21 protein-coding genes are annotated in these 25,853 nt (G+C 72.6%); 12 read left to right on the top strand and 9 right to left on the bottom strand.

The window, feature by feature from the left end:
• Window positions 1-21: 21 nt before the first annotated feature.
• From ACSRUE_RS08645 to ACSRUE_RS08610, 8 genes are all read left to right on the top strand, one after another.
• Window positions 22-915: a cell division protein FtsX gene (locus tag ACSRUE_RS08645; protein ID WP_441290593.1), complete on the top strand. Its 894-nt coding sequence runs from the start codon at window positions 22-24 to the stop codon at window positions 913-915.
• Window positions 912-1,916, top strand: coding sequence for a murein hydrolase activator EnvC family protein (locus ACSRUE_RS08640; protein ID WP_437763653.1), 1,005 nt, complete (start codon window positions 912-914; stop codon window positions 1,914-1,916). Before ACSRUE_RS08645 ends, ACSRUE_RS08640 begins: the two co-directional genes overlap by 4 nt.
• Window positions 1,917-1,986: 70 nt before the next feature.
• A complete protein-coding gene (gene rph / locus ACSRUE_RS08635; RefSeq protein WP_437763652.1) occupies window positions 1,987-2,760 on the top strand; it encodes a ribonuclease PH in 774 nt (257 codons plus the stop codon).
• Complete coding sequence (gene rdgB / locus ACSRUE_RS08630; RefSeq protein WP_441290592.1) at window positions 2,757-3,380, top strand: RdgB/HAM1 family non-canonical purine NTP pyrophosphatase; 624 nt, start codon at window positions 2,757-2,759, stop codon at window positions 3,378-3,380. Before rph ends, rdgB begins: the two co-directional genes overlap by 4 nt.
• A 122-nt stretch (window positions 3,381-3,502) precedes the next feature.
• Window positions 3,503-3,871: an AtpZ/AtpI family protein gene (locus ACSRUE_RS08625; RefSeq protein ID WP_441290591.1), complete on the top strand. Its 369-nt coding sequence runs from the start codon at window positions 3,503-3,505 to the stop codon at window positions 3,869-3,871.
• A complete protein-coding gene (locus ACSRUE_RS08620) occupies window positions 3,861-4,325 on the top strand; it encodes an ATP synthase subunit I (protein WP_437742286.1) in 465 nt (154 codons plus the stop codon). Before ACSRUE_RS08625 ends, ACSRUE_RS08620 begins: the two co-directional genes overlap by 11 nt.
• A gap of 200 nt (window positions 4,326-4,525) precedes the next feature.
• Complete coding sequence (atpB, locus tag ACSRUE_RS08615; RefSeq protein ID WP_272102099.1) at window positions 4,526-5,293, top strand: F0F1 ATP synthase subunit A; 768 nt, start codon at window positions 4,526-4,528, stop codon at window positions 5,291-5,293.
• 289 nt (window positions 5,294-5,582) lie between these two features.
• Entirely contained in the window at window positions 5,583-5,921 is a 339-nt protein-coding gene (locus ACSRUE_RS08610; protein ID WP_012240589.1) for an ATP synthase F0 subunit C, read from the top strand.
• 94 nt (window positions 5,922-6,015) lie between these two features.
• Here the strand turns inward: ACSRUE_RS08610 and ACSRUE_RS08605 are convergent, their stop codons facing one another.
• The 3 genes from ACSRUE_RS08605 to ACSRUE_RS08595 all read right to left on the bottom strand — a co-directional run bounded on the left by ACSRUE_RS08605 (window position 6,016) and on the right by ACSRUE_RS08595 (window position 10,327).
• Window positions 6,016-7,374 (bottom strand): L,D-transpeptidase, encoded by a 1,359-nt coding sequence (locus ACSRUE_RS08605; protein ID WP_441290590.1) that lies wholly within the window; start codon window positions 7,372-7,374, stop codon window positions 6,016-6,018.
• Between the two features lie 72 nt (window positions 7,375-7,446).
• Entirely contained in the window at window positions 7,447-8,595 is a 1,149-nt protein-coding gene (locus ACSRUE_RS08600) for an FHA domain-containing protein (RefSeq protein ID WP_437763648.1), read from the bottom strand.
• A gap of 118 nt (window positions 8,596-8,713) precedes the next feature.
• Complete coding sequence (locus tag ACSRUE_RS08595) at window positions 8,714-10,327, bottom strand: hypothetical protein (protein WP_441290589.1); 1,614 nt, start codon at window positions 10,325-10,327, stop codon at window positions 8,714-8,716.
• A 361-nt stretch (window positions 10,328-10,688) separates the two neighbouring features.
• Between ACSRUE_RS08595 and ACSRUE_RS08590 the strand changes: the two genes are divergently transcribed.
• A complete protein-coding gene (locus ACSRUE_RS08590) occupies window positions 10,689-14,090 on the top strand; it encodes a DNA translocase FtsK 4TM domain-containing protein (RefSeq protein ID WP_441290588.1) in 3,402 nt (1,133 codons plus the stop codon).
• A gap of 180 nt (window positions 14,091-14,270) precedes the next feature.
• A complete protein-coding gene (locus ACSRUE_RS08585) occupies window positions 14,271-14,498 on the top strand; it encodes a hypothetical protein (protein ID WP_162144043.1) in 228 nt (75 codons plus the stop codon).
• 313 nt (window positions 14,499-14,811) lie between these two features.
• Here ACSRUE_RS08585 and ACSRUE_RS08580 read toward each other — a convergent pair whose 3' ends face one another.
• Together ACSRUE_RS08580 and ACSRUE_RS08575 are read right to left on the bottom strand one after the other, a co-directional pair.
• The gene (locus ACSRUE_RS08580; protein ID WP_437295800.1) at window positions 14,812-15,171 is read right to left on the bottom strand and encodes a hypothetical protein; all 360 of its coding nucleotides are present in this window, start codon (window positions 15,169-15,171) and stop codon (window positions 14,812-14,814) included.
• Window positions 15,172-16,467: 1,296 nt separating this feature from the next.
• Window positions 16,468-16,977 carry a hypothetical protein gene (locus ACSRUE_RS08575; RefSeq protein ID WP_441290587.1) on the bottom strand — a complete coding sequence of 170 codons (510 nt, stop codon included), beginning with the start codon at window positions 16,975-16,977 and terminating at the stop codon, window positions 16,468-16,470.
• Window positions 16,978-17,176: 199 nt separating this feature from the next.
• Here ACSRUE_RS08575 and ACSRUE_RS08570 point away from each other — a divergent pair, with 199 nt between their 5' ends.
• Window positions 17,177-18,817, top strand: a complete 1,641-nt coding sequence (locus ACSRUE_RS08570; protein WP_441290586.1) for a hypothetical protein — start codon at window positions 17,177-17,179, stop codon at window positions 18,815-18,817.
• 83 nt (window positions 18,818-18,900) lie between these two features.
• Here the strand turns inward: ACSRUE_RS08570 and ACSRUE_RS08565 are convergent, their stop codons facing one another.
• The 4 genes from ACSRUE_RS08565 to ACSRUE_RS08550 form a co-directional block, all read right to left on the bottom strand.
• Window positions 18,901-19,620, bottom strand: a complete 720-nt coding sequence (locus tag ACSRUE_RS08565; protein ID WP_441290585.1) for a hypothetical protein — start codon at window positions 19,618-19,620, stop codon at window positions 18,901-18,903.
• A gap of 98 nt (window positions 19,621-19,718) precedes the next feature.
• Window positions 19,719-20,723 carry a hypothetical protein gene (locus ACSRUE_RS08560; protein ID WP_441290584.1) on the bottom strand — a complete coding sequence of 335 codons (1,005 nt, stop codon included), beginning with the start codon at window positions 20,721-20,723 and terminating at the stop codon, window positions 19,719-19,721.
• A 10-nt stretch (window positions 20,724-20,733) separates the two neighbouring features.
• Window positions 20,734-21,837, bottom strand: a complete 1,104-nt coding sequence (locus tag ACSRUE_RS08555) for a M50 family metallopeptidase (protein ID WP_441290583.1) — start codon at window positions 21,835-21,837, stop codon at window positions 20,734-20,736.
• Between the two features lie 196 nt (window positions 21,838-22,033).
• A complete protein-coding gene (locus ACSRUE_RS08550; protein WP_437742297.1) occupies window positions 22,034-22,600 on the bottom strand; it encodes a hypothetical protein in 567 nt (188 codons plus the stop codon).
• 236 nt (window positions 22,601-22,836) lie between these two features.
• Between ACSRUE_RS08550 and ACSRUE_RS08545 the strand changes: the two genes are divergently transcribed.
• Window positions 22,837-24,654 carry a right-handed parallel beta-helix repeat-containing protein gene (locus ACSRUE_RS08545; protein WP_441290582.1) on the top strand — a complete coding sequence of 606 codons (1,818 nt, stop codon included), beginning with the start codon at window positions 22,837-22,839 and terminating at the stop codon, window positions 24,652-24,654.
• Window positions 24,655-25,853 lie beyond the last annotated feature (1,199 nt).

The raw sequence follows: 25,853 nt of genomic DNA, 5'->3' as shown, positions 1-25,853 counted from the left end.
GAGACGGATAGAGGGAACCGGATGCAGACCAGCGAGCGTGACGATCGGCGGAGATGGCTTCGCACCTGGCGGGCAGGGAGGAGCGATTGGCGGCTGCAGGCGCTGTCGATCTTCTCGCTCGCGGTCGCGTTCGTCTGCCTCGCGTCGGCCCTCCTCGTGGTCACGAACCTCATGGCGGTGCGCGATCGCTGGTCGCGCGCCGGCCGCGCCACGGTCTACCTGCGCGACAACGCGACCGAGGCGCAGACCGCGGAGCTCACCCGCGCGCTCGAGGGCACCGAGGGCGTGAAGAAGGTGCGGCTCGTGACGAGCGCCGAGGCGCGCCGCGAGGTGGTGCACGACGACGGCGACAAGGCCCTCGCCGCGCTCCCGCCGAGCGCGTTCCCCGCGTCGCTCGAGGTCGGCTTCACCGAGGAGGTGTCCGACGAGGCGCTCGCCTCGATGACGGTGAAGCTGCGCGCCCTGCCGGCCGTGGACACGGTGGAGACGTACCAGCGCTGGACGGAGCGGCTGTCGTCCCTCCTCAGCGGCGGCGTCGCCGCGAGCGCGTGCCTCGCCGCGATCGTCCTCTGCGCCGTCGTGAGCGTCATCGGCTCGACGATGCGCCTGCTCTTGCATCGCCGGAAGATGGAGGTCGAGGTGCTGAAGCTGGTCGGCGCGACCGACGGCTTCGTGCGCCGGCCGTTCATCGTCGAGGGCGCCACGCAGGGCGCCGCGGGCGCGGTCGGCGCGCTGCTCGTGCTGGGCGCCCTGTTCATGATGGTGCGCGGCCGCTTCGATCACGAGCTCGCCAACCTGCTCGGCGTCTCGCCGTCGTTCCTGCCGTGGGAGGTCGCGTGCGGGATGATCACCCTCGGGGCCGCGCTCGGCGCCACGACCGCGCTGCTCACGCTGCGCAAGATGGTGGCCGTGTGAGGCGCCGCGCCCGGCTCGCGCCGCTCGCGCTGGCGCTCCTCACCGGCGCCGCCACGAGCGGCGCCGAGGTGCCGGGCGCCCCGGCGCCCACGTCCGCCTGGGCGGCCAGGGCCCCGGCGGCGCGCCCGGGCTCCGCGCTGGCCGAGAACGATCTCGATCGCCTGCTCGCGAAGCTCGACGCCGAGGAGAAGGCGCTGCGCGCGGAGCTCGACGCGATCGGCCCCGCGCTGGAGCTCACCCGCCGCCGGATGATCGCGCGCGGGCGCGCGTACTACCGCCACGTCCGCGCCGGCTTCCTCCCGGTGGGCGGCGGGTTCGACGCGCTGGTGGACCACGCCGCCCGCGTGGAGCGCACCCGGCTCGCCCTCGAGCGCGACCTCGCCCGCGAGGCGGAGCTGACCCGGCGCAGCGCCGAGCTCGCGGACCGGCTCACGCACCTCGGAGCGGAGCGGGCGCCGCTCGAGGTGCACCGCGAGGCGATGAACCGCGCCCGGGTCGCGCTGGCCCAGGAGGAAGAGCGCCGCGCCGCGTTCTCGCGCGCGTTCGAGACGAGCGTGCGCCCCGACTACCTCGCGATCTACGGCGCGGACACCGGGCCCGCCGAGCTCGATCGCCGCGCCGGCTTCCGCTCGCTCATGGGGCGGCTCCCCTTCCCGATCGCCGGCCGCGCGGAGGTGCGCAAGGTGTCGCGCCGCGGCGCCGGCGGCCCCGGCGTCGAGCTCACCGCGCTCGACGGCGCGCCGGTCCGCAGCGTGGCCGCGGGGCGGGTGGCCTTCGCCGACACGTACGCGGACTACGGGCTCACCGTGATCGTCGATCACGGCGAGCGGCTCTACTCGGTGTACGCGAACCTCGGCGCCGCGGACGTGCGCGCCGGCGATCAGCTCGCGGGCGGGGCGCGGGTGGGCACGGTCGCGAGCGGACCGGGCGGCGCGAAGCTCTACTTCGAGCTGAGGCGCGGCGCCGAGGTGATCGACCCGGGCCCCTGGTTCGGGATGTAGCGGCCCGGGCCCGCAGCGCGCCGCCGCGAGGCGAGCCCGCGCGACGCGCGAAGTGTGCTAAGGCGGCCCCGTGAATCGCCCTGACGGCCGCGCCCTCGATGTCCACCGCCCCGTGGAGATGATCCTCGGGTTCCACCGCAACGCAGAGGGATCCGTCCTCTACCGCGCCGGGAGGACGGTCGTGCTCTGCACGGCGTCGGTCGAGCCCACCGTGCCCGCCTGGATGATGGGCAAGGGCGCGGGCTGGCTCACGGCCGAGTACCAGATGCACCCGCGATCGAGCCCAGCCCGCAGGGAGCCGCGCGACGGGCGGGGCAAGGCCCCGAGCGGGCGCACGCAGGAGATCCAGCGGCTCATCGGCCGCGCGCTCCGGGCGGCGATCGATCTCAAGGAGCTCGGCGAGCAGACGATCGCGATCGACTGCGACGTCCTCGAGGCGGACGGGGGCACGCGGACCGCGTCGATCACCGCCGGGTTCGTGGCGCTCGCGCTGGCGCTCGATCGGATGCGCGCGGCCGGATCGCTCGATGCGCCGGTGCTCCGCGATCAGGTGGCGGCGATCAGCGTGGGCCACCTCCCGGGCGGGCTCGCGCTCGACCTCGTCTACACCGAGGACAGCTCGGCGCGCGTCGACATGAACGTCGTGGCGACGGCGGTCGGCTCGATCGTCGAGGTCCAGGCGACGGCCGAGGACGAGGCCATCCCCCGGGCGGAGCTCGATCGCATGACCGACCTCGCGCTCGCGGGCGTGGCGTCGCTCGCGAGCGCGCAGCACCGGGCGCTGTCGAGCGCCGGCGTCGATTTCTCCGCGCTCTTCCAGACGGATCGCTGGAGGGTCGCGTGAGCCGAGAGCCGCTGCGCCTGCTCGCCGCGACCTCGAACCGAGGAAAGCTCGTGGAGCTGCGCTCGCTGCTCTCCGACCTCCCGATCGAGGTGCTCTCGCTGGCGGAGGTGCTGCCGGGCGCGCCGCCGGTGGTCGAGGACGGCGCGACGTTCCTCGACAACGCGCTCCTCAAGGTGCGCGCCGGGGCGCTCCGGTCGGCGATGGTGACGCTCGCCGAGGACTCGGGGCTCGAGGTGGACGCGCTCGACGGGCGGCCGGGCGTCCTGTCCGCCCGCTTCGCGAGGGAGGGCGCGACCGACGCGGAGAACAACGAGGCCCTGCTCGCGGCGCTCGCGGACGTCACGGACGACCGGCGCCGAGCGCGCTTCCGCTGCGTGATGGTGCTGCTCGATCCGCGGTCCGAGGCGCGGCCCATCGTGACCGAAGGGCGCTGCGAGGGGCGGATCGGCAGGCAGCCCAGGGGCGCGGGCGGCTTCGGCTATGATCCGCTGTTCGTCGTGGAGGATTACGGACGGACGATGGCCGAGCTCGGCGAGGCCGAGAAGAACCTCGTGAGCCACCGCGGCAAGGCCGCGCGGGAGATGCGCTCCTCGCTCGAGGCGCTGGTCGCGCGACGGTAGGACGACAGGCGGTGCGCGGTGGGTGCCGATCGAGCGGCCCCGGACGGCGGTTGACCCCGTCCGGGACCGCTTGTAATCGCGACCGGAGGCACCCACGTACTGCCCGGTGATCGGATCCCCTGATGAAGCAGGACTGGAAGGCCGTCGGAAGCTACGGGACCGTCGGTCTCGAGGTGGTGCTGTGCATGCTGGTCGGCCTGTTCATCGGCCGCTGGCTCGACGGGAAGCTCGGGACCGATCCGTACCTCTCGGTGCTCTGGTTCTTCTTCGGGCTCGGCGCCGCCGGCAAGGCGGTCTTCCGGGCGTGGAAGGAAATGCAGGCCGTGGCCGAGCGCGAGGAGCGCGAGCAGGGGAACCCTGCGCCGAGGTTCGACGACCGGAAGGCACGGCGGGACGAGCGCGCGCCGGACGACGAGCGCCGGAGAGACTCGAGCGACGGCGTCCGCGATCCCGACGGGCTGCAGGACGCGAAGGGGAACGATGAGCGCTGAGCGAAGGCCCGGGGCGCCCGGTAGCGACCCGCCGCACGAGGAGCCCGACGCGGAGGAGCGGCCCGGCGTCGGGGACGCCACGATGCGGTCTGTGCTCCGCTGGGTCGCCGGCACGGCCGCGGTCCTGTCCGTGGCCGCGCTGCTCGCGTACGGCGCGCGCGCGGCGCTCGGCGTGTGCATCGGAGGCGCCATCGCGACGGTGAACCTGTACGTCTTCGCGCGCATCGTCGACGCGTTCCTCTCGCGCCGGGGCCACACGGTGTCGTGGACGCTGATCGCGATGATCAAGCTGCTCGGCCTGATGGGCGGCGTGTGGCTCCTCCTGAAGAGCGACGTGGTCTCGGGCGTCGCCTTGATGGTCGGCTACGCCTCGCTCGTCGTCGGCATCACCCTGGGGACGCTGTTCGGACCGAAGCCCCCGGCGGACGGAAGCCCGCCGGGCGCTCACGGCTGAGCTCCGGCCGGAACCGGCCTCCGGGAGCGACCCGCGCGGCGTGAGGCGACTTGGAGCGCTCCAGGGTGCCCACCGTAAACGAGTTGTGGTAGAGGCGAGGCCCCTCGATCGAGGGCGAACTCCCACAAGGCGCGCCAGCGCTCGCGGCCGTGCCGGCACAGCCGCGCGGCTGCCGGCGCGGCGCATCGACGACGAAAGCCATGCCTGAGCACACAGGGTTCCTCACGTACCTCCTGGCGCAGCTCCCCGGACTCCGGGAGAACGCTCGCAACATCGGCAAGACGTTCATCGGTCACCACACCGTGGACTACCGCGGGACCGAGCCGATCTTCATGAGCCTTCTGATCATGGTGCTGTTCGTGCTCCTCGCCAGCGAGGTCCGCGGCCAGTACCGGCGCCTGAACGAGTCCGTGATCCCGGAGGACAAGCTCACGCTGCGCACGTTCTTCGAGGCGTTCTTCGGCTACTTCTACGGCATGGCCCGGGACGTGATGGGGCCCGCGAACGCGAAGCGGTACTTCCCGCTGATCGGGGGCTCGGCCGCGTTCATCTTCTTCTCGAACGCGTCGGCGCTCATCCCGGGGGTGAACCCGCCGACCTCGAACCTGAACATCACGATCGGGTGCGCGGTCGTGGTGTTCGTCCTGTTCAATTACTACGGGCTGAAGGAGAACGGCTGGAGCTACCTCGCTCACCTCGCCGGGCCGAAGTGGTACCTGGCGCCGCTCATCTTCCCCATCGAGGTCATCTCCACCTGCGTCCGCCCGGTCACGCTCTCGATCCGCCTCATGCTCAACATCGGCGTCGATCACCTCGTGGCGAGCATCTTCCTGGGGCTCGTCGCGCTGTTCGTCCCGGTGCCCCTGATGTTCCTGGCGATCATCGTCATCGTCGTGCAGACGCTGGTGTTTTGCCTGCTGAGCTGCATCTACATCGGGCTCGCGACCGAGAAGGCAGACCACCACTGACCGCTTCGCCTGGCCGCCTGGTCAGCCGCCCACCGGCGCCGCGGAGAATGGCGCTGGAGGTGAAGAGAAGGCTAGCCAGCCCTCGAAAATCGGATTAGAGGGGCCCCGCTGTCGATGGGTTGCCCCACAGCGGTGGTGGATCGCGGAAGCGCGGCCCCTGCCGAGCAGTAGCAGAGGTCCCTGGAGCGATCCCCGGATCTCGATGGGGGACCGCCCCGCGGCCCCCGACCCAAGCAGATGTTTCGCATGCAGCCCCGCGGGCTGTGTGGCTTGAAAGGAGCAGATTCGGATGTCGCTGAAGAGCAAGCTGTCGCTGTCCGCCGTTGTCGGCACTGCGCTGGTACTGGTTCCCGCTATGGCGCTGGCGCAGGATGGCGCGGCGTCGAACAAGTACGACGCGAACTCGTGGCTCGCCGTCGCTGCCGGATTCGCGATCGGCATCGCTGCCCTCGGCGGCACCATGGGCCAGGGGCGCGCGGCAGCCGCCGCCCTGGAGGGCATCTCCCGGAACCCGGGCGCCGCTGCCCGGATCCAGACCCCGATGATCCTCGGCCTGGCGCTCATCGAGTCGCTCGTGCTCCTCTCCTGGGTCATCGCGTTCTTCCTCCAGGGCAAGATCGCCCCCTGAGCCAGCGCTCGCCGCGCCTACCGCGCCCGGCTCCGCTGCTCCCTCCCGCCCCCTCCCCCCCTCCCCGCCACCCTGACGGGCCTCGCGCCTGCCGCTACCTCACGCGCACGACGGTGCCCGGCTCGTGCGCCGTGGGGAGGACGGCCGTCCAGCCGGCGGGGAGCCGGGGCGACGTCCACCAGAACAGCCGCTGCGCATCGAGCGGGGCCAGGTTCACGCAGCCGTGGCTCCGCACCTGGCCGAACGAGCGATGCCAGAACGCGCCGTGAAGCCCGATCCCCTTCGAGAAGTACTGGACGTAGGGGACGTCCTCCATCCGGTAGTACCGCTCGGCGGCCTCGTCCTCGAGGTTGTCCATGTCCGAGGTGAGCAGCTTGGCCCAGATCCGGAAGGTGCCGGCGGGCGTGGCGCGCTGCGACCCGGGCGCGCCCTTGCCGGTCGAGACGAGCGTCGCGAACACGGGGCGAGGCCCTTCGTAGGCCACGAGCGTCTGCGTCGAGCGCTCGACGTCGATCCAGCGCTCACCCGCCTCGACGTCGACCTCGGGCGGCGGCGCCACCGAGGGGCGCCGGAGATCGCGGGTCGAGATCCACGCCGCGACGTCGCCCTCCGCGATGCGCGCGAGCTTCCCCGAGGCGCCCTGCGCCTCCTCCAGGTAGGGGACGACCTCGAACCGCACCTTGCTCTCCTCGGTCCGCGTGAAGCCCGCCCCCGTCCGCGTGTAGAGCGGAGCCCGCTCCGACACGACCCACGCGGCCGCGATCTGCGCGGCGCCCGGCGCGACGTCCACCCCGTGGAACGCGAACGCGCGCACCGGAACGAGATCGCGCATCGGCAACCAGAAGCCGCTGTTCGTGCGGCCGTACCGGGCGCCTCCCTCGCTCCGCTCCTCGACGATCGCCACCGCGAAGCCGGGCTCGAGCTGCGCGTCCGGCGCGTCGATGTCGGCCGCCTCGGCCCGCCGGTAGCCGAAGGTCCCGTCGGGGCCGACGAAGTAGTAGCGGTAAGGGAGCCCATCGGGCATCTCGCGCCACGTCCGCACCAGCGGGCTGATCGGGCCCGCGGCGGACAGCTCGACGGCGTCGTCGCAGACCCAGGCCGCGGCGCCCACCTCGAGCCAGCGCCCGAGGCATCCGCCGGCGCGCCTGGCCGCAAAGAGGGGCAGCTGCACGTTGCGATCGACAGAGCCGCGCCGGCGCGCGCCCTCGCCGGGGGCGTCGAACAGCGGCTGGTCGCGCTTGAGCACGCGCGCGCTCCTGACCCACGCCGGCAGCGGGGCGTCGCCCGCGGCGACCCACGGCGGCAGCTGCGAAGCGAGGACCGCTCCGCCCCAGATCGCCACGCCGAGGGCGAGCGCCGCGGCGCCGCCGCGCAGCGCGCCGCGGCGCGCTCGTCGCAGCGCGCCGCGCCGCCGTTCCTGCGAGCCGGCCTCGGCGCCTCCACGCTTCGTCATCCTGCGGCGAGATCCTAAGCCTTCGCCTGCGCTCCAGCCAAACTCCCGCCTGCGCGCCCGCGGCCGGCGGGTTCAGCGGTAGGAGAAGCGCACTTCGTGATCGCAGATCCGGAAGAGATCGCCCTCGACGATGGCCTTCCGGGCGATGCGCTGGCCGTTGTACTCGACGCCGTTCGTCGAGCCCATGTCGACCATGTAGTACTGGCCGTTCAGGAACTCGACCATGGCGTGCTGGCGCGACACGTTCGGGTCCTTGATCGTCAGGTCGCTCGACTGCTTGCCGCGCCCGATGATGAACCGATCCTTGTTCACCACGAACCGCTGCCCCGCGTAGAACGCGGCGAGCGTCGGGCCGATGGGGACCTGACTCGGCATCCCCATGGCCATCGGCGGCGGCCCCGGCACGCTGCTGGAGGCCTGCGGCGGAGCGACATACGGCGGCGGCGACAGCGGGGGCGCGAGGGGCGGCGCCACCGGCGGCCCCATCGGCGAGGCATAACCGCCGGCGTTGCTCAGCGGCGGCGGCGGCGGCCCCGAGCGGCTCGCCGAGGCGCCGGGGAGGCTCTGGCGCCCGCCGGGGTTCGTGACCTGCGACGGGAGCGGCGGCGGCGCGCCGAGGCGCGTCACGCTGGTCGGTGGAGGCGGCGGGCCGCCGACGCGACCCGGAATGGGCGGCGGCACGGGCAGGCTGGGCCGCTTGCCGCCCGCGCTGCTGCTGCCGGGGGGCGGCGGGGGCGGCGGCGGCGCGCCCGGGCGGACCTGCCCCGGAGGCGGAGGAGGCGGCGTGATCGCCGGGACCGGCGTCGGCCCTGGCCCGACGGGCGCCACGCCGTACTGCGGCGACGGCGCGCCATACGCAGGCGCCGAGGCGCCGTAGGGCATCCCGGCTGCAGGCTGCTGCTGCAAGCCTCCCAGGGGCGGCGCCGAGCCGGACATCGCCAGCCCGGGCGGCTGGGACGTCGCGAGGGGAGGTGGCGCGCTGGCCTGATGAGCGTGCGGGACCGCCATGTGCCCGGAGGGGGGCACCGCGTCGCCCCTGGCGGGCGGCGGGAACGGCGTGCGCGGGCTGTAGCTTCGCTGCCGCGCGTACTGCTTCATCGACTCGTTGATGAGGTAGTCGATGGAGCACTCGAGCTCGCGCGCCATCTGCTCGAACGTCTCCCAAAGGACATCGCGACACTGGAACGTCCGTGCGCTTTTCTTGTTCGGATCCGCGCTCATCTCTACCCAACGATAATGGAGGATGAATTGCGCTGGGAAGCCTCCTCCCGGCCTCTTCCCTGCAAGCAACTGACGGCTCTGGGCCGCGCGTGACGCGCGCGGCGGACGAAGAAGCGCGTCACTTCTTCTCGCCCTTCTCGAGCTCCGGCTTCCTGTCCTGCATGGCCGGCTCGATGCAGTACTGAACGAACTCGCCGACGGTCTTCACGTCCCTGAGCTCACGCTCGGTCGATCCCTCTTTCTGCACCTCGCACGCCCACTTGCAGTCCGGGTCGGCCTCGCAGACCGGCACGCGCGTGGAGTCGCCCTCGAGCGGCTTGACCGCCGGGAGATCGGCCGCCGTGCCGAACGTGAAGTAGTAGGCGATCGCGCTCGTCCGCGCCGCCGCCGGGCCCGCGGCGAAGTGCTTCTTCAGCGCCTCGACGGGCGAGCCCTCCTTCAGGTCGCCGAGCGCCGCGCCGTACGTGAGCGCCTCCGGCATGGCGAACCCCTTGCTGTCCTTGCCGTCGGGGAGCCTGCTCATGAACTCGTCGATGTGCTTCACCGTCGACATCTTCAGGATGGTCGCGGCGGCGGCGCGGCGGATCTTCCACTTGTCGGTCTTGAAGAGGCCGTAGAGCTTCTCGACGACGAGCTCGCGCGGCATCTCGCCGACGCGGCGGAAGGCCTGGTCGAGCACCGCGTCGGGCGCGTCCGCGGTCGCGATCTCGAGGATGCGCTGGATGTCGCTCGGGTTGTTGCGATCGAGCCGGCCTTCGAGCGCGGCGAGGGCGGCCTGGCGGCGCTTCTCCGGCTGCTCCTTGTCCGCCGCGAACCCGAGGAGGAAGTCCACCGACGGCCGGCCGCCGAGCTTCTTCATCGACCCGAAGACCCGGAACAGCTCCTCCTCCTGGTACTGCGCGAGCTGCGCCTCGAACTGCTTCTCGGTCGGCGCGAGCTTCGACGCGGCGTTCGCCGCCTGGAGCTCGGGCTTCTTGACGGCGGTCCACTCGCCGGAGGTGACGAACCTGGCGATGGCGACCAGGTTCGCCGAGGCGGCCTCCTTCGTCGGCGGGTCGCCGTACTCGGCCACGAGCGACGCCAGCTGGTCGAGCCGCTTCGCCTCGCGGGTCATCAGCTTCGGCAGGCCGGCCACCGCGGCGGGGCCGATGAAGCGCAGGAGCTGCTCCATCCCGTAGGCCTGCGAGCGGTCCTCGAGCCGGTGCTCGAAGTCCGCCATCGCCCAGTCGATGAGGGCGGCCTTGAGCCCCTCCTTCAGCCCCTCGTCCGCGATGATCACGGTCCGATCCGACGTGAGCATGGCGTACGCCGCGTCCTTGTAAGGGAACGACGTGTCCTGCGGCAGCGGCTGCCCTGGCTGCGCGACGGGCGGCGGCTTCCTCAGCTCGGCGATGATCGACGGAACGAGCGCCGCCACGATGGTTTGCCGGGCCTCCGGCGCCAGGGTCGCGAGGGTCTCGACCATGATGCCGATGCCCACGCGCCGGCCCTGCCGCGGCTTCATGCGGATGAGCGAGGTGGCCGCCTCGACGCGGAGCGAGCTGTCGTACTTATCGTGAAACAGCACCGCCCTGAGCTTGTCCGGGCCGTGCGCCGTGCTCTCCCACCGGTGGATGTCGTTCTCGTTGACGCGGCACCCGCTCGTCGCGAGCCCTGCGCCGGCGGTCGCGAGGCACAGCAAAAGAAGGCCCGCAGCGCCGACGCGCCGCCCTGCTCGTTCGACAGTTTCCATGCACGTCCCAGGAGGGTCGGGATGGTACCGCCCGCAGCGCTCTGTTTGAAAGAATTTCAAGGCCGGGATAGAGAGGAGCCTTTTCAAAGTCTGCGCGAAATCTGGCCAGAACTCCAGCGCGCAGGCGGCCGGCGATCCCCCGCCCTCCCGGCGCCCTCCCCCTCGCCCACGCTGCCCGAAAGCGGCTGCGTTTCGCCTTCCCGGGCGAGCCAAGCCGCGCGCGCAGGGCAGCGCCCACGCCGCCTCGCCCCTTCCTTGTCCGCCCCGCCTCTTCCGGTCTCTTCCACTTCTTGCAGTCCTCCCATACTTCTTGCCCCCCGAGCGCAGTGCGCATATGTGAGCAAAGTAGGTACAGGTAGGTATGCACGTCCCCTTGTTCGCTCCTCGCCGCGCCCAGCCCGCCGCCGGCCTTGGCGAGCCCCTGCGGTCCGGGGCGCGCGGCGCCGCGCGGACCAGCCCAGCAGGGATCGCGGGTCCTGCTGTGCCGCCAGGCCATAGCTACGCCCGGGATGCGGCGGCGCTGGTTCTGCTGGTCTCCGCCCTGTACAGCGCGCTGGCGCTCGCGTCCTTTCGCGGGGATCCGCTGCGGCCGGAGGTGTCCGGCGACGACTGGGTGGGCCCCGTGGGCGCTGCGCTCGCGGGGACGTCGATCGAGGCGATCGGCGTCGTCGCGTGGTTCGTCCCGCTCGAGCTCGCGCTGCTCGCGATGCCGCTCCTGGGGGCGAAGCGCTCGATCGCCAGCCTGTTCCGGCTGAGCGGCGACATCGTGGTGGTCATCGTGCTCGCGGCGCTCGCGCACGTCGCGTTCCCGAGCGCGGTCGCGTTCGGCGCGATGCCGCTCGGCGGGGCCGTGGGCGAGCTGTTCGGGGAGGTGCTGCGCGCGCTCTTCTCGAACATCGGGTCCTACATCATCGGGCTCACCATCGTCGCGCTCATCCTGATGGGCCGCGCGACGTTCTCGTTCATCGAGCTCGCGCACCGGGCCGAGCAGCTCGCGATCGCCATCGCCGCGCGCGTCGCCGGCTGGGCGCGCGCGCTCTTCGGGGCGTGGGCCGCGGCGCGCGACCTGGAGCGGCAGACCGAGGCCAAGACGCAGAACGCGCCGCCGATCATCGCGCGCAACTCGAGCCCGGACGCGATCATCGCCGCGCTGGCCGACGACACCGACGAGCGGCCCTCCGATCCCGCCGCCAGGGCGACGCCCGTCGAGCCGGCGCCCGTCGAGGCGCCGGCGCTCGATCTCTGGAAGAGCGCGCCGTTCGACGCGTCCCCCGAGGAGCCGGCCGCCCCGGCGAAGCCGCGGCGCGGGCGGAAGGCGCAGGCGAAGGAGCCGCGTGAAGCGGCGCAGCGGGGCGCAGAGCCGCGCGACGCCGAGCCGCGCGAGGTGGAGATCCATGGCGGTGAGGCGCACGAGGTGGTGACCCACGGCGCCGAGCCGCACGAGCTGGTGATCCACGGCGGTGAGACGCACGAGGTGGTGACCCACGGCGCCGAGCCCAGCGAGGCAGCGCAGCGGGACGACGAGCCGCGCGAGGCGGTGTCGCACGGCGCCGAGCAGCGCGGCCGGGCGCAGCGCGCCGCCGAGCCGCGCGAGGGAACGCAGCGCCGAGCGACGCGGCGTCGCGCAGCGTCTCCCGCGGCGCCGCGCGGCGCCGCCGCCCAGGAGGACAGCGAAGAGCCGCCGTTCGGAGGCGAGGCGCACATCGACGAGGAGCAGGGCGACCTCGACGAGGAGCAGGGCAATTTCGACGAGGAGCAGGGCGACCTCGACGAGGACGAGCCGGTGGCGCTCGCGGCGCTCGACCCGGGCGACGACGAGATGGTGACCGCTCTCGGAGAACCGGACGAGGTCGACGTACCGACGCCGTCGCCCATCCTGCCCGTGCGCCAGCGGCGCGAGCCACCGGCGCGCGAGCTGCCTGCGCGCGAGCCGCACGCCGCGGCGGCTCATCGCGAGCTGCCCGCGCGCGAGCCGCACGCCGCGGCGGCTCATCGCGAGCTGCCCGCGCGCGAGCCGCACGCCGCGATGGCCCACCGCGAGCTGCCCGCGCGCGCGCCGGACGCCGCGATGGCTCATCGCGAGCTGCCCGCGCGCGCGCCGGACGCCGCGATGGCTCATCGCGAGCCCTCGCCCGCCATCGGCCCGGAGCGGGCTCGCGGGGTCGCGCCGCGCGACCCGACGATCGTCGATACGAGCCGCGAGCTCGTCAGCGAGAAGCCGGCCGTGGTGAAGGTCGTCCCGGCGGCCGGGGCGGGCTTCCGCCTGCCGCTGACGGACATGCTCGAGGCGGCCGCGGGCGGGCGCCTGCAGCTCGACGCGGATCAGCTGAAGGCGACCGCGCAGCTCCTCGAGAAGACGCTCGCCGACTACGGCGTCAGCGGGAAGGTCGAGGAGATCCACCCGGGGCCGACCGTCACGACGTTCGAGGTCTCTCCCGCCGCCGGCACCAAGGTGTCGAAGGTCGCAGGCCTCGCGGACGACCTCGCGCTCGGCCTCTCGCGCAAGGTCCGCATCGTCGCCCCCATCCCCGGCAAGAACCGGATCGGCTTCGAGATCCCGAACGAGCACCGCCTGCCCGTCAACCTGCGCGAGCTCGTCGAGGATCGCCGCTTCGTCGAGATGAAGGCGCCGCTGCCGTGCGTGCTCGGCCGCGACATCATCGGGACGCCGTACTTCGCCGACCTCGCGTCGATGCCGCACGTCATCGTCGCGGGCGCGACCGGCGCGGGCAAGAGCGTGGGCCTCAACGTGATGCTGGTGAGCCTGCTCTTCCGCAAGACGCCGGAGGAGCTCAGGCTGCTGATGATCGATCCCAAGGTCGTCGAGCTCGCGCCCTTCGACCGCATCCCGCACCTGCTCCTGCCGGTCGTGACGGACATGAAGCAGGCGGCGAACGCGCTCAAGTGGGCGGTCGACGAGATGGAGCGCCGGTACCAGCTCTTCGCGAACGCGGGGACGAAGAACATCACGACCTACAACGCCTGGGTCGAGCGCGTGCAGCGCGGCGAGGCGCGCCCGCCGAAGCCCCCGGCCAAGGTGAGCGCCGTCGGCGCCGACGGGCTCGAGGTGGAGATCGACGCGGCGAAGGACGGATCGGACGCGGCGCTGCCGGAGAAGATCCCGTTCATCGTGATCGTGGTCGACGAGTTCGCCGACCTCATGATGCAGCAGGGCAAGGACGTGGAGGCGAGCGTGGCCCGCCTCGCGCAGAAGGCGCGCGCCGCCGGCATGCACGTGATCCTCGCGACGCAGCGGCCGAGCGTCGACGTGATCACCGGCATGATCAAGGCGAACTTCCCGACGCGCATCGCCTTCCGCGTCGCCCAGAAGGTGGACAGCCGGACGATCCTCGACGAGCAGGGCGCGGAGCACCTGCTCGGCCGCGGCGACATGCTGATCAAGATGAACGGCTCGAACGATACGCGCCGCGTCCAGTGCCCGTTCTGCTCGGAGGAGGAGGTCCAGCGGATCACCGACTTCCTCCGGCTCCAGGGCGAGCCCGTCTACGACGAGGCGATCCTCCGGCCCCGAGACGAGGAGGGTGAGGAGCCCGACACGTCCGACGCGGAGGCCGATCCGATGTACGACGCCGCGGTTCGCATCGTGGCCGACACCCGGCGCTGCTCGACCTCGTGGCTGCAGCGCAAGCTCGGCGTCGGCTACAACCGCGCGGCCAAGCTGGTCGAGGCGATGGAGAAGCGCGGGCTCGTCGGGCCCGCGAACGGCGCGAAGGATCGCGAGGTGCTGATCGCGCCGATTTGACCCTATGTGATTTATCTTGACGCCACTGCACAGAGGGAGTTGGCACGCCGCCGACCCAGGCAAGCGGGACAGACGGGATGTCGAGGAGCACACAGCGTCGAGGTGCCCGTCGACGGGGCTGCGCGCCGGCATGGCGGTTCTTTTGACTTTCCCGTTCGAATGCTTCATGGAGCACCCAGGATGGCGCCCGAGGAAACGCGCACGCGTCTGATCGCCCAGATCGCGAGCCTCCTGAACGACGGGACGATGCCCGCAGACGCCCGCGCAGCGGGGCTGACGCTCATCGGCTGGCTCGCGAGACGCATGCCCGGAGAGGCCGCATCGCGGGATGGTGTCGAGGAGATGTGCCGTCGCGCGGCGGTCCTGGGCTGCCGGCCGCGGCGCATCGGTGGACGGCGCTCCACCTGACCCGCCGTCATTGCACAGGCCGCGGACGCACCCGCATGTGTGCCAGCACCGGGTTCTGACGGGCACCTGACGGTGCGTCTGATGGGCGACGATGGCGAGGCGAGCGCTAAAAGCGACATCCGTACCGTAATTTGTACGTGCCGTAGCGAGCGCGGCTAAGCTCCTGGGCGGCGCGGCTTTCCGCGCCGCGGGGCTCGCGCGACGCCCGATCCGGGACGTCGGCTCGCTCGGTACCATGGGGTAAACGGCCGCAGTGGGGCCTGTGATAGGTGGTGTTGCTCATGGCGAACCGCGTGGTCGCCCTCCCCGAACCTCACCCGAATGACGATGAAGATGTCGTGTGGGGGATCTCCACGGCAAGCGCGCTGTGGGCGCGCGGCGAGCGGCGCGACGCTATCGTGTGGCTGCGACGCGCGGCCGACGCCGCCGGGGCGGCCGGGCAGCCGTTCCGCGCCTCGGAGCTCGGGCTGTGCGTGACGGCGCTCGAGGAGGTCATGGCCTCGGAGGTCGGGCAGCCGAGCGATCCCGATCTCCTGGAGACCATCGACAGCGAAGGCGACGCGCCGCCTCCGTCCTCTGACGAGGCGCCGCCGTCGGACGAGCAGACCTGGCGCCGCCGCATGTCGCTCACCCAGGAGCTGCGCGCCTCGATGCCCTCGATCGAGATCGACATGTTCGAACCGCTCTCGCAGCCGGAGCTGGCGGCCGAAGCAGAGCGACTGACGGGATCGTCCCCGCCGTCGCCGCCGCTCCGCCCGGGTGCAGAGGGCGGGCAGGGCGCCGGAGCACGACCGATCGCGCCGTTCTCCCCCGCGCCGCCCGGCCATGCGCAAGGCAGCACGTCGCCCCCCACGCCGCCGATGGCGCAGCGGCCGACGCAGCAGTCTCCCGGCGGTGCCTTCCCGCAGGCTGCGCCGCCCGTTCAGCCGCCGCCGCCGCCCTTTGCGCCGGCGGCGCCGCCTGGCGTGTCGCGCTCGCAGCCGCCGCCCTTCGCGCCGGTGGCGCCGCCCGTGTCGCCCTCACAGCCGCCGCCCTTCGCGCCGGCGGCTCCGCCCGTGTCGCGCTCGCAGCCGCCGCCCTTCGCGCCGGTGGCGCCGCCCGTGTCGCGCTCGCAGCCGCCGCCCGCCGCGTACCCGCAGCGGCTCGACCCACCGCACGCGCAACCGCTGGCGCCGTCGGCCGCGCCCTCCGCACCGCCGGCGGCTGCGCCCAGCGTCCAGACCGGCGCGATGTACCGGAGTCAGCCACCGCCGGCGGCTCCGCTGCCCGCCCCCATGGCGAACGCCATTCCGCCGCTTCCTCCCGCGCCGGGGGTTCCGTCGTTCCGGCAGCAGCTCACCACGGACCCGCTTCAGGTGACAGCGCCGGCGAAGACGCCGAGCGCGCGACCGCCCGCCCCGATACCACCGCCGGCCGTACCGCGGGGAGCATCGCGGCGGCCGTCCTCGATCCCTCCTCGCGCCGCCTCCGTGCCCACGCCGCAGGAGCTGCAGTCTGCCCTACCTCCATCGCCGGAGCGCGGCCGATCCGACCCCGCGATGAGCCCCCTGCAGCCCCCGCGCCCCGCCGGGACACGCTCCATGAGCGAGCCACCGCCCGCGGCACCGCGACCCCCGTCGGCGCTGCCGGCGGTACCTCTACCTGCTCCGCTGCCGAGCCTCATCGCGGAGCCGCAGCCGCCGATGGCAAGAGGCGCCGCGCCCGCATCGCGCCCGCCGTCGTTCAGACCTCCGCCAGCGCCGCATCCGGCGTCCCTCGGACTTCCGCCAGCGCCGCACCCGCCGTCGTTCGGGCCTCCACCCGCGTCGCATCCGCCCACGTTGGGGTCTCCACCAGCGCCGCATCCGCCCACGTTGGGGTCTCCACCAGCGCCGCATCCGCCCACGTTGGGGTCTCCACCCGCGTCGCACCCGCCGCCTCTGGCGCCCCCGCGCCCGCAGCCTGCGCCAGCACCGCATCCGCCGTCTTTTCAACCTCCGCGCCCGCAACCTCCGCCTCCGCCCGCCGTGCCGACACACGCGGCGCCGTCGGCCGGCGTGCTTGCGCCCCCGCAGGTGCTCCCCCCGCCGGTGTCGCCGCCGTCTTTCGCGCCGCCGCAGCCGTCGATCAGCACGCCGCCACACCCGCAGGCGCTGCCTCCCCCGACGGCGCCGCCGCCCACGCTGACCTCCGCGACACCGCCGCCCGGCGCGCTTCCGCCCCCCGCGGCGCCGCCGCTGGCCTCGTCGATCCCGGCCGCGCCGCCTGCTGCGCCTCCCGATGCACCCTCGGGGGCCGCCGCGCCGCCTCCATCACCTGCCGCGCCGCCGCTCGCCGCGCCATCGCCGGCGTCCGTCCCGCCGCCCGCGCAGCCCGCCGCGCCATCGTTGCCGGTATCCGCCGCGCCTCTGGTCGCAGCGGCTTCGCTCCAGACTTCGGCGTCGCACCAGGCCCCGAGCCCTCCAGCTCCCGCCGACGAGCACGCGCCCAGCGACGACATCGGCGAGATCGTCGTCGAGGCCGAGGCCCCGACGCCCACGGCGGCCCGCACAGGCACGGCCGCGCCCGCACAGGGAGCGATCAGCTCCAAACGCAGGCCGCGCGAGCCGATCCTCGACCCGTGGTCCGAGGACGCGGAGCCAGCCGCGCCGCCGCGGCCTCCCCAGGAGATCATCACGTCGAACGGCGACACGTACCTCGTGGCCCGCAGGCATCCCTCGACGCCACAGCCGGGCGACGAAGACGAAGACGAGGTCATCACCTCGGCCGCGCCGCTCGATCTGACGCTCAAGCGGAAGCCGATCTCCGCGCGACCTCCCGCGCCCCCGGCGCCTGCGGCGGCGCGCCCCCGCCCGGCGACGCCCACCGGAAACGAACCCCCGGGACACCTCGGGGCCTCGGCCGACAGCATCCCCGCGAAGGGCACCGCAAATTCCGCGAGCGACGGCGCACAGATCGAGCCCCCTGCGAGCGCAGACGCGTCGCCCGCGGAGTCGACGATCGAGGGGACGGTCGTCATCGAGCTCTCCGACAGCGACCTCGAAGCGCCGATGTCGAGCCGGCTCGCCACCCCTCCGCCTTCGCCGCAGGCAGCGGAGCAGGACGACGACCTGCAGACGAAGGCCACCCCGTCCCGCGGCGAGCCCGCGCCCCACGGCGCCGAGGTCCAGGCGCCGCGCCCGCGCGCGCTCGATGAAGCCCCGGGCGAGCCCGCGCCGGAGCCCGTGGAAGAGCTGCTCGACGACGCGGACCTCGCGCTCGTCGAGGAGCCCCCGGCCCAGGCGCCCGACGCCGCGCCGCGGCCTGCGTCCGCCGCCGACGCCCGCGCGCCGGCCTCGGACGAGGCCCTCCCCGATCTCGCCGAGGCGCCGCTCCTCGATGTGCCCTCGGACGAGCGGCGGCGGTCGGCCGCAGGCGAGAGCGCCGACCTCACCGCGATGGCGCTCGACGCGCCGCCCAGCGCGCCACCGGAGGCGGAGGCGCTCGCGGCCCGCGACCTCGCACCGGAGATCGCGCCGGATCTGCCGCGGCCCGGCGCGGCCAGCGCCGCGCCAGCCGCTGACGCCGCGGCCCTCACCGGCCGCGACCTGGAGCAGATCGAGGCGTTCGCGGACCTGCCCGAGGAGATGCACGACGAGCTCGCGCTCGCAGCGCGCGTGGAAGACCTCTCGTCCGACGAGGAGCTCGCCGTCGACGGGGCGGCGCTGGTGCTGCGCGGGGACGCCGCCGTGTGCGCGAACATCGTCGATATCCCCGCCGAGCGCGCCGCGACGAGGACGCTCGTGCCGTCTCGAGGGACGCTCGCGGAAGGCATCCCCCTGCGCGTCGTCGCCGGCGCGGACGGCGCGCGGGTGGCGATCTGGGGCCAGGCGACCATCGATCACGCGCTCCGCAGCTGCCCCTGGGTGCTCGACGAGCTGCGCACCGTCGCAGACCGCATCCAGTCGCTCGCAGGCGCCACGATGGGGCCGCTGGGCGAGCTCGAAGAACCGCTGCTGCGCCGCGTCCTCGGCCGGCTCCAGCTGCGCGGCCTGGCGCCCGGCGAGCACTTCATCCACGCCGGCAACCCCATCCCCGGGCTCGTGATCATCGGCGCCGGCGCGCTGGAGCTGGTCGCGGAGCGATCGCAGGCGATCGCAGGCACCGCGAGGCCCGGCGAGCTCCTGTTCGCCTCGGAGCTGCTCGGAGGCCAGCCGGCGCCGTCGATCGCTCGCGCCGCCGGGGGCGGCGCGCTCGTGCTCCTCGCCGACCACCCCACGCTGCGCGAGCTGTTCGAGAGCACGCCCGAGCTGCTCTCCATCCTGGCGCAGGCGGTCTCGATGAACGCTCAGCGCGGCTGAGGCGGCGCGCGGAGCCAGCGCCGCGCGGGGCCCGGCTGGCTCCGCGCGTCAGCGAGCCCTGGCGGGATGCCCGGCGGGCGGAGCTACAGCTGGCCGCGCCTCGGCCGCAGCGGCCGCGCGGCCTCCTGCTCCAGCTCGGCAGGATCGATGGGCTCCGCTTCCTCGTTGACCTGCCAGACGAGCTCGCTGTTGCCCTGCGCCCCGGCGAAGCGGAGCCCGAACCACCTCGCGCTCGGCGAGATCGTCGGCTTCCCGTCCGCGGTCGCGCGCGGGAAGCGGATGCGGAACGCCTGGCGCCACACCGTGTTGTACGGGAAGTAGGTCCGCTCGAGCGCGTTCGGCTTGGTGATCGCGACGATCTCCTCGGGCGCCGTCTCGTTCCCGGTGTCGTCGATCAGCCGCACGATCCACGCGCTGTTCGGCGTCGAGAGGTCGTTGTACTTGCGCTCCCCCCCGAAGATCGCGACGAAGAACTGATGGCGCTGGCGCGTCTCCTCGAGCGTCTTCTCGAGCAGCTTCTGCCGCTGCTCGATCGTGAGCCGGTAGTCCTGCGCGTAGCGGACCACGTAGGCCCAGCGGAAGTCCCACGACTCGAAGGTCGCGGTGGCGGTGAGGAAGTTGTCGAGCTCGGAGAGCGCAAACAGGTGCTCCGTGCGCGTCCAGCTGCGCAGCACGTTCTCGTAGTCCGTCGCGACGTACTCGCGGGGCCCCTCGTTCAGGCTCACGAGCTGGGTCGAGCAGCCGGCCGGGCCGAGTAGCGCCGCGAGAACCAGACCGCGCCGGAGCCATCCTGCGTTGACCACGCGGCCAGGGTACCGAGCGCCCGCGCTGGATGCACGCACACTCGAAGCCGAGCCCGCGCCTTCGGCTGAAGCGCGCCCGGCGAGCGCGCCCGCCGCGCTCACGGGGGAGCCCGTCGAGCGCCTGTCGGGAAGGTGAACCCGACGCTGAACCGCGCGGCATAATACGATGCGACGTCGCCGCGCAGCGGGGTCGTGACCGGCAAGAGCACGCTCAGCGCCGGCTGCACGTTCGACAGGATGAAGCGGACGCTCGGCGAGACCGCGAACGTCGCGCGCCGGTCGTCCAGCACGTCCTGGGTCAGCTGGTAGACCTCCCACAGCTCCAGACCCACCCCGACCGGCCTCGCGATCCGGTAGCCGAAGTAGAACGCCGTGTGCGCCGTGATGTCGGTGCGGCGCTCCCCGGACCGCGGGCCGCGCACGAGCAGCGACCAGTCGAGGCCCTGCCTGAGCTGGAAGATGAACGGCCCGGTGATGTGCCGCATGTCGAACCAGGGGCGGAACGTGAGCGTGAGCTCCCGGAAGCGCGTCTCGTCCCACGGCCGCACCACGCGCGCCGTCCGGAGCACCTCGGCCTGGTCGCGCGAGACGTCGCGCGGGACCGGGAGCACGAGGCCGAAGCCCCCGCCGGAGGCGAGCCCGCGCACGCTCGACCAGACGCCGCGCCCGTACAGCTCGGGGCTCCCGAGCAGGATCGACCGCTCGACCCCCGGGACGCTCGCCGCGGCGCTGTCATGCACCGCGCCGACGAACCACTTGCGCGGGACGAGCGGCACCTCCATCTCACCGTGCGAGTACCAGGCGAAGGCGAGCTTGCCGCCCGCCCGGCTCGCCGCGTCGGGCTCGATCACGGCCGCCGTGTACTCGAAGGTGAAGGTCGGATCGCGCAGCGTGAGCCCGGGGAGCGTCGGGGGCGCGGGGACGTCGAAGACGGCCTCGTCTTCCTCGTCGGACCACGCGCCCGGCGCCGCGGCCAGCGCGGACGCCGGCCGCGCGCACGGCCAGAACAAGAACAGGGGCAGGCAGCGCAGCAGGAGCCGCATCACCGCGCGGGCGAGGCGCTCGTCGGGCGCCGGAACCCGCGCGGGCGGCCTCGTCGCCACGCAGGGAAAGCTACTTCGACCCGAGGCCGAAGTCGTTCGCGGTGACGTAGAGCATCAGCCCGAGCAGCATGAACACGCCGACCAGGTGGATGTGCGCCTCGACGCGCGCGTTCGGCCGGCGCCGCGTGGCCGCCTCGTAAAACAGGAACATCAGGCGGCCGCCGTCCAGAGCGGGGAACGGGATCAGGTTGAACGCGCCGAGGTAGGCCGAGAGCACGCCGAGGAATTCGAGCCCGTGCGGCAAGCCGCGCTTGGCCGCCTGCGCGGTCTCCCCGATCATCCGCGCCGGGCCCCCGAGCTCGCCCTCGATCTTGCCCGTGAGGACCTGGCCGAGCCCGACGACCAGGTCCTGCACGACCTTCGGCGGCATCTTCAGCGCGAGCAGCGCGGCCTCGCCCGCGGTCACCGGCACCCGCTGGACCGGCCCGACGGGGATCACGCCGATCTTGCCCGAGCCGCTCTCGTTCGCGGGCGTGACCTTGGCCTCGACGCGCTCGCCCGCGCGCTCCACCACGAGGTCGAGCGGACGGCCGGGGCTCTTGGAGATGATCTCCGCCATCTTCTCCCAGTCGTGGACCGGGGTCCCGTCGATCTCGACGATGCGGTCGCCGTCCTTCAGGCTGGCCGCCGCCGGCATCCCGGCGACCACGCCGATGTCGGTCAGGCGGTGGGGCTTGCCGCCCACCATCAGGCTCGCGAAGAAGAGGACCGAGGCGAACAGGTAATTGGCGAGCGGACCGGCGAAGATCGCGGCGATCCGGCCCATCAGGCTCGCGTTCGCGTAGCTGCCCTTGTCCTCGGGATCGACCTCCTCGAGGGGGTTCATCCCCGCGATCTGCACGTACGCCAGGAAGGGGATCATCGCGACCTGGAACACGGTGGGGCCGTGCTTCACCGGGTCGTGGCGAAAGAGCCGCACGCGGACCTTGTCCGCGGCGGTCGTGAACCAGTAGTACCCGTCCTTCGGGACGACCTTGAAGAAGGTGGGGCCGAAGCCGATCGAGAACTTCAAGACGCGCATGCCGTAAGCGCGCGCGGCGAGGAAGTGCCCTCCCTCGTGGACCACCATCAGCAGGGCGAGACCGAGGATGCCTACGAAATACCAGCCGACCATCTCCGGCTAGTCTAACCAGGGCGGGCCCTGTCCGCACGTGCCCGATGTCCGCGCCGTACGCCCGCCCCGGCGAGAGGCCGCCCACGGCGGAGGCCGCGCGCTCCCGCCGGCCCCGGACGCGCCGGGAGAGCGCGACAGGAGGGCAGCGCCCGAGACGGCTCAGCCCGCCAGAGGGCCAGAGCCAGCGGGGAGCGGCTCAGCCGACGAAGAACGAGACGCCGACGCTGAAGAAGGGATACCCGATCCGCATCGTGAGCGACATGTTGTCGTTGAAGTGGTAGCGGCCGCCGACCATGGTGACGAAGTCGAGCCACACGTCGTTGTAGAACCCGTCGGTGCGGACGACAGCGCCGAGATCGGCGAACGCGCTCCACTGATCGGTGAAGAAGAAGTTCCACTGCATGGTGACCGGACTCCAGATGGTGAAGTCACGGCGGCAGTACCTGCAGTTGGTGAGATCCAGCCCGAACGAGATGGCGACAGTGTTGTTGAGCTTCGGGATGAACGCCGGGTCGGCGAGCTCGATGCTCGCCCTGAAGCCGAGGCCGAACTCGGGGTCGCCGAAGCCGTTGTAGCGCCCGGGCCCGTACCGCCTCAGGCCGTAGTCGCGGTGCATGAAGACGAAGTCCCCGTGCGGCTCGAGCTCGGCGAAGTAGCGGGGGTGATCGTTCGGATTCTTGATGTTCGCCTGCGCTTCGGGCGCGAGCGTGAGGAGGGTGGCGCCGGCAAGAGCGACGCTCACGAGCGAGGGCAGCGCTTTCATGAGCTCTTCGTACCAAAGGAAGGGCAGCGACGGAAGCAAACGGGCACGTGTCGGCTGCATGACCGCCGCCGCTGGAAGGCGATGTCGCACCTCGCTCGGCGCGCGGCGCGCGGCGCGGGCCGAGGCGCGCGCGGGCCCTGGCCGAGGCGCGCGCTTTGGGGTAAGCCGGGGCAACGAGAGCCAAGCGCCGCACGCGCGGCGCACCTCGGAGGGGCGGCCTTCCCCGGAGCGTCCAGATGAGAGGATCGACAAGCGTCATCCAGCTGGCCCGTGGCTGCGCGCGCATCGGCGGCGGGCTCGTCGCGGTCGCCGCGCTCGCGTGCAGCGGCACGATCCAGGTCCCGGGGCCGCCGCCCGAGGACGCGGCGCCCCCGCCGGCGCTGGCGAAGAAGCCGCCCGCGCCGGCGAAGACCCCCGAGGCGCCAGAGCCGCCGGCGCCCGCGGCCGTCGAGCCGTTCGTGACCACGCGGGACTCCGACGAGTGGGTGCGCCAGACGATGAAAGTGCAGGCGCGGCACGAGCGCGTCCTCGTCGTCGGCGCGCCGGCCCCCGCCACGATCCGCGTGGCCGCGCTCGATCTGAACGCGCGCGGCGCTGCGGGCGAGCCACGGGAGCTCCCTGTCACGCGCGCGTTCGCGACGCTCCAGGAGGCGGCGGACGCGGCGCGCGGCGGCGATCTCATCGCCGTGTTGCCCGGGACGTACGTGGGGTTCTCGATTGGCGACAAGCCGAGCGCCGGCCAGGAGCGGTACATCCATTTCAAGGCGATGGGGAGCCCGGGCGAGGTCGTGATCAACCGGGGGTGCGCCGCCGACCCGCGCTGGATGATTTACCTGAAGGCAGCGCACCACGTCGTGATCGAGGGCTTCAACATCGCCGGGAGCAGCGAGCCGGGCGCGCCGCGTGCGGGCACGCCGCGCGCGGGCATCATGGTGGACGGCGCGTTCGGCGAGACCGGCAGGCTCGCGCACCACATCGCCGTCGTCGGCAATTTCTCTCATCACCATCACACGTGGGGGTTCCACTCCACCGACAGCCACACGGTCCTCCTGCAGGACAACCTGTTCGCCCTCTCCGGGCGCGAGCACGGCGCTTATGCGTCCGACGGCTCGGACAACTACGTGGTTCGTCGCAACGTGTTCTTCGGCAACAACGCGGGCGGGTTCCAGGCGAACCTCGATCCGGAGGCGTCGCTCGAGGAGGTGATGAGGCACCCCTCGTTCCGGAGCTATCCGCCGATGGAGCCGACCCGCGCCTGGGCCGCGGGGCTGATGAAGCTCGCGACAGACAGGTTCGGCGAGTACGGGTTTCCGGACGGCCGCGGCGTCAACTTCATCATCGAGCAGAACGTGATGAACGGCAACGGTCGCATCGGCGGTGGGGCGATCAACCTCGCCGGGCTGTCGGATTCGCTGATCCAGAACAACCTCGTTTACGGCAACCTCGCCCACGGGATCGCGCAGTGGGACAACGCGAACCCGTTCGACCGGGCCTACGTGGAGCCCGGTCCGCGCGCTCCGGAGCAGGTGAGCGGCCCGGAGGCGCTCCCGCTGTGGGGCTGCCGCAACAACCTCATCCGCAACAACACCGTGATCATGAACGCGAGCGGCCGGGCCGCGCTCCAGTGCGGCAACGGGAGCTGGGGCTGCCGGCTGCGGAACAACATCTTCGTCAACGACGCCGCGTCGTCGATCGAGGTGCTGAGCACGGGCATCTACCGGTTCGACGCGGACAACAACGTGGTGACCCAGGTGAGCTACGGCGGGATGCCGGACGGCCTGAAGCGCCTGGCGGCGGCGCTGCCGGAGACGCGGGCGATCACGGGCATCACGCGCGCGCGGCTCGCCGCGGAGGTGGTGCGCGCGAGCGAGGAGCCGTGGGTGATCCTCGAGGGGGGCTGGTGGAAGCTGAACCCGAGCCGGCCGGATTTCAGGCCGAAGCGCTCGTCGAAGATGCTGCTCGGGCAGGGCGATGCGCGCGAGGTGCCCGCGCGGGATCTGCTCGGCGTGGAGCGCAAAGGCGCGGAGCTCGGGGCGCTGTCGCCGGGGCCGTGAGGGAAGGCGGCGGCGAGGGATCGTCGAGCACGGCGTGGCGTGCCGGGGGCGCGCCGGGCGCAGCCGGGGCGAGGAGGGCGACGACGGGGCCGCCTTCGGGTGGCGACGGCGTCACCGGAAGCTGGTCGCGGGGATGCGCGCGCCCGGGCATGGGTTCCTCGGCGAAAAACCTTGCCGGGGGAATGAAGCAGGCGAACGATCCCGCGCCGTTGGGGCAATAACGTGGAACACCCGCGGCGTGCCCAAGGAGAACGGCGATGCGGAGCAGAACTTCTTCTTTGGTGTTCGTATTCTGTCTCGCGGCGGGCGCCGCGTTCGCAGCGTGCTCGGGCGAGACGACGGAGAACCCTGGCGGGGACGGGGGAAGCGGAGCGAGCGGCAGCGCGGGAACGACGAGCAGCACGACAGGGGCGAGCACCAGCTCGACGACGGCCGCGACGTCGAGCGGAGCTGGCGGGGACGGCGGAGGCGGCAGCGACGGCGGCGCCACCGTGTGCGATCAGGCCTGCGACAAGGCAGACGAATGCGGCTTGCCCGTGTGTGACGCCCTTCCGTTCGACTGCGCAGATCCAGCAGCGGAGTGCAGCGCTCGGTGCGTGGTCGGCGCGACGTGCGAGCAGCTCGAGTCGCTCGAAGCGGGCCCCGCGGATCAGGAGCTCACCGACTGCCTGAACGAGTGCCAGGGTAGCGAAGGGGGCAGCGCCGTGGCGTGCCTGAGTTGCGCGAACCAAAACGGCTGCCTGGATGCCTGCGGCGACGACATTTCATGTCAGCTCTGGCAACTGTGTGCGCTGGGGTGCATGAGAAACGATCCGCAGCCCCAGTGCTTCAGCGGCTGCAACACAGACCACGTTGGCACACCGACGGAAGAGATGATTGACGCCGTTTACGCATGCACCTGCGCAGATTGCAACGAGAGCTGCGATTCCGTGGTGAATCCGTGCAATCAGTAGGCGATTTAGCACTACTGCTGGAAGTCTGAGGGGGATGCAAACCGCCATGACGCCAAGAAACCAGGGGAATGGGAGGGGGGAAATGCCGGGACGGCACTTCTTCTTCTCCCTTGGCAACCTTGGCTCCATGGCGGTTTTTCTGCCGATCCGGGGCAACTTCCCGCAGTGGTGTTAGCGCTCGCGGGTTCTGATCGAGCGACCGAGAAGGTCCCACCACCGGTCTTCGCGGTCGATCGAGCCGCAGAA

Source organism: Sorangium sp. KYC3313 (genome assembly GCF_052075895.1).
GTDB lineage: Bacteria > Myxococcota_A > Polyangia > Polyangiales > Polyangiaceae > Sorangium > Sorangium cellulosum_B.
Note: the sequence above shows the minus strand (reverse complement) of the source record. Positions and strands in the feature narration are given on the sequence as shown.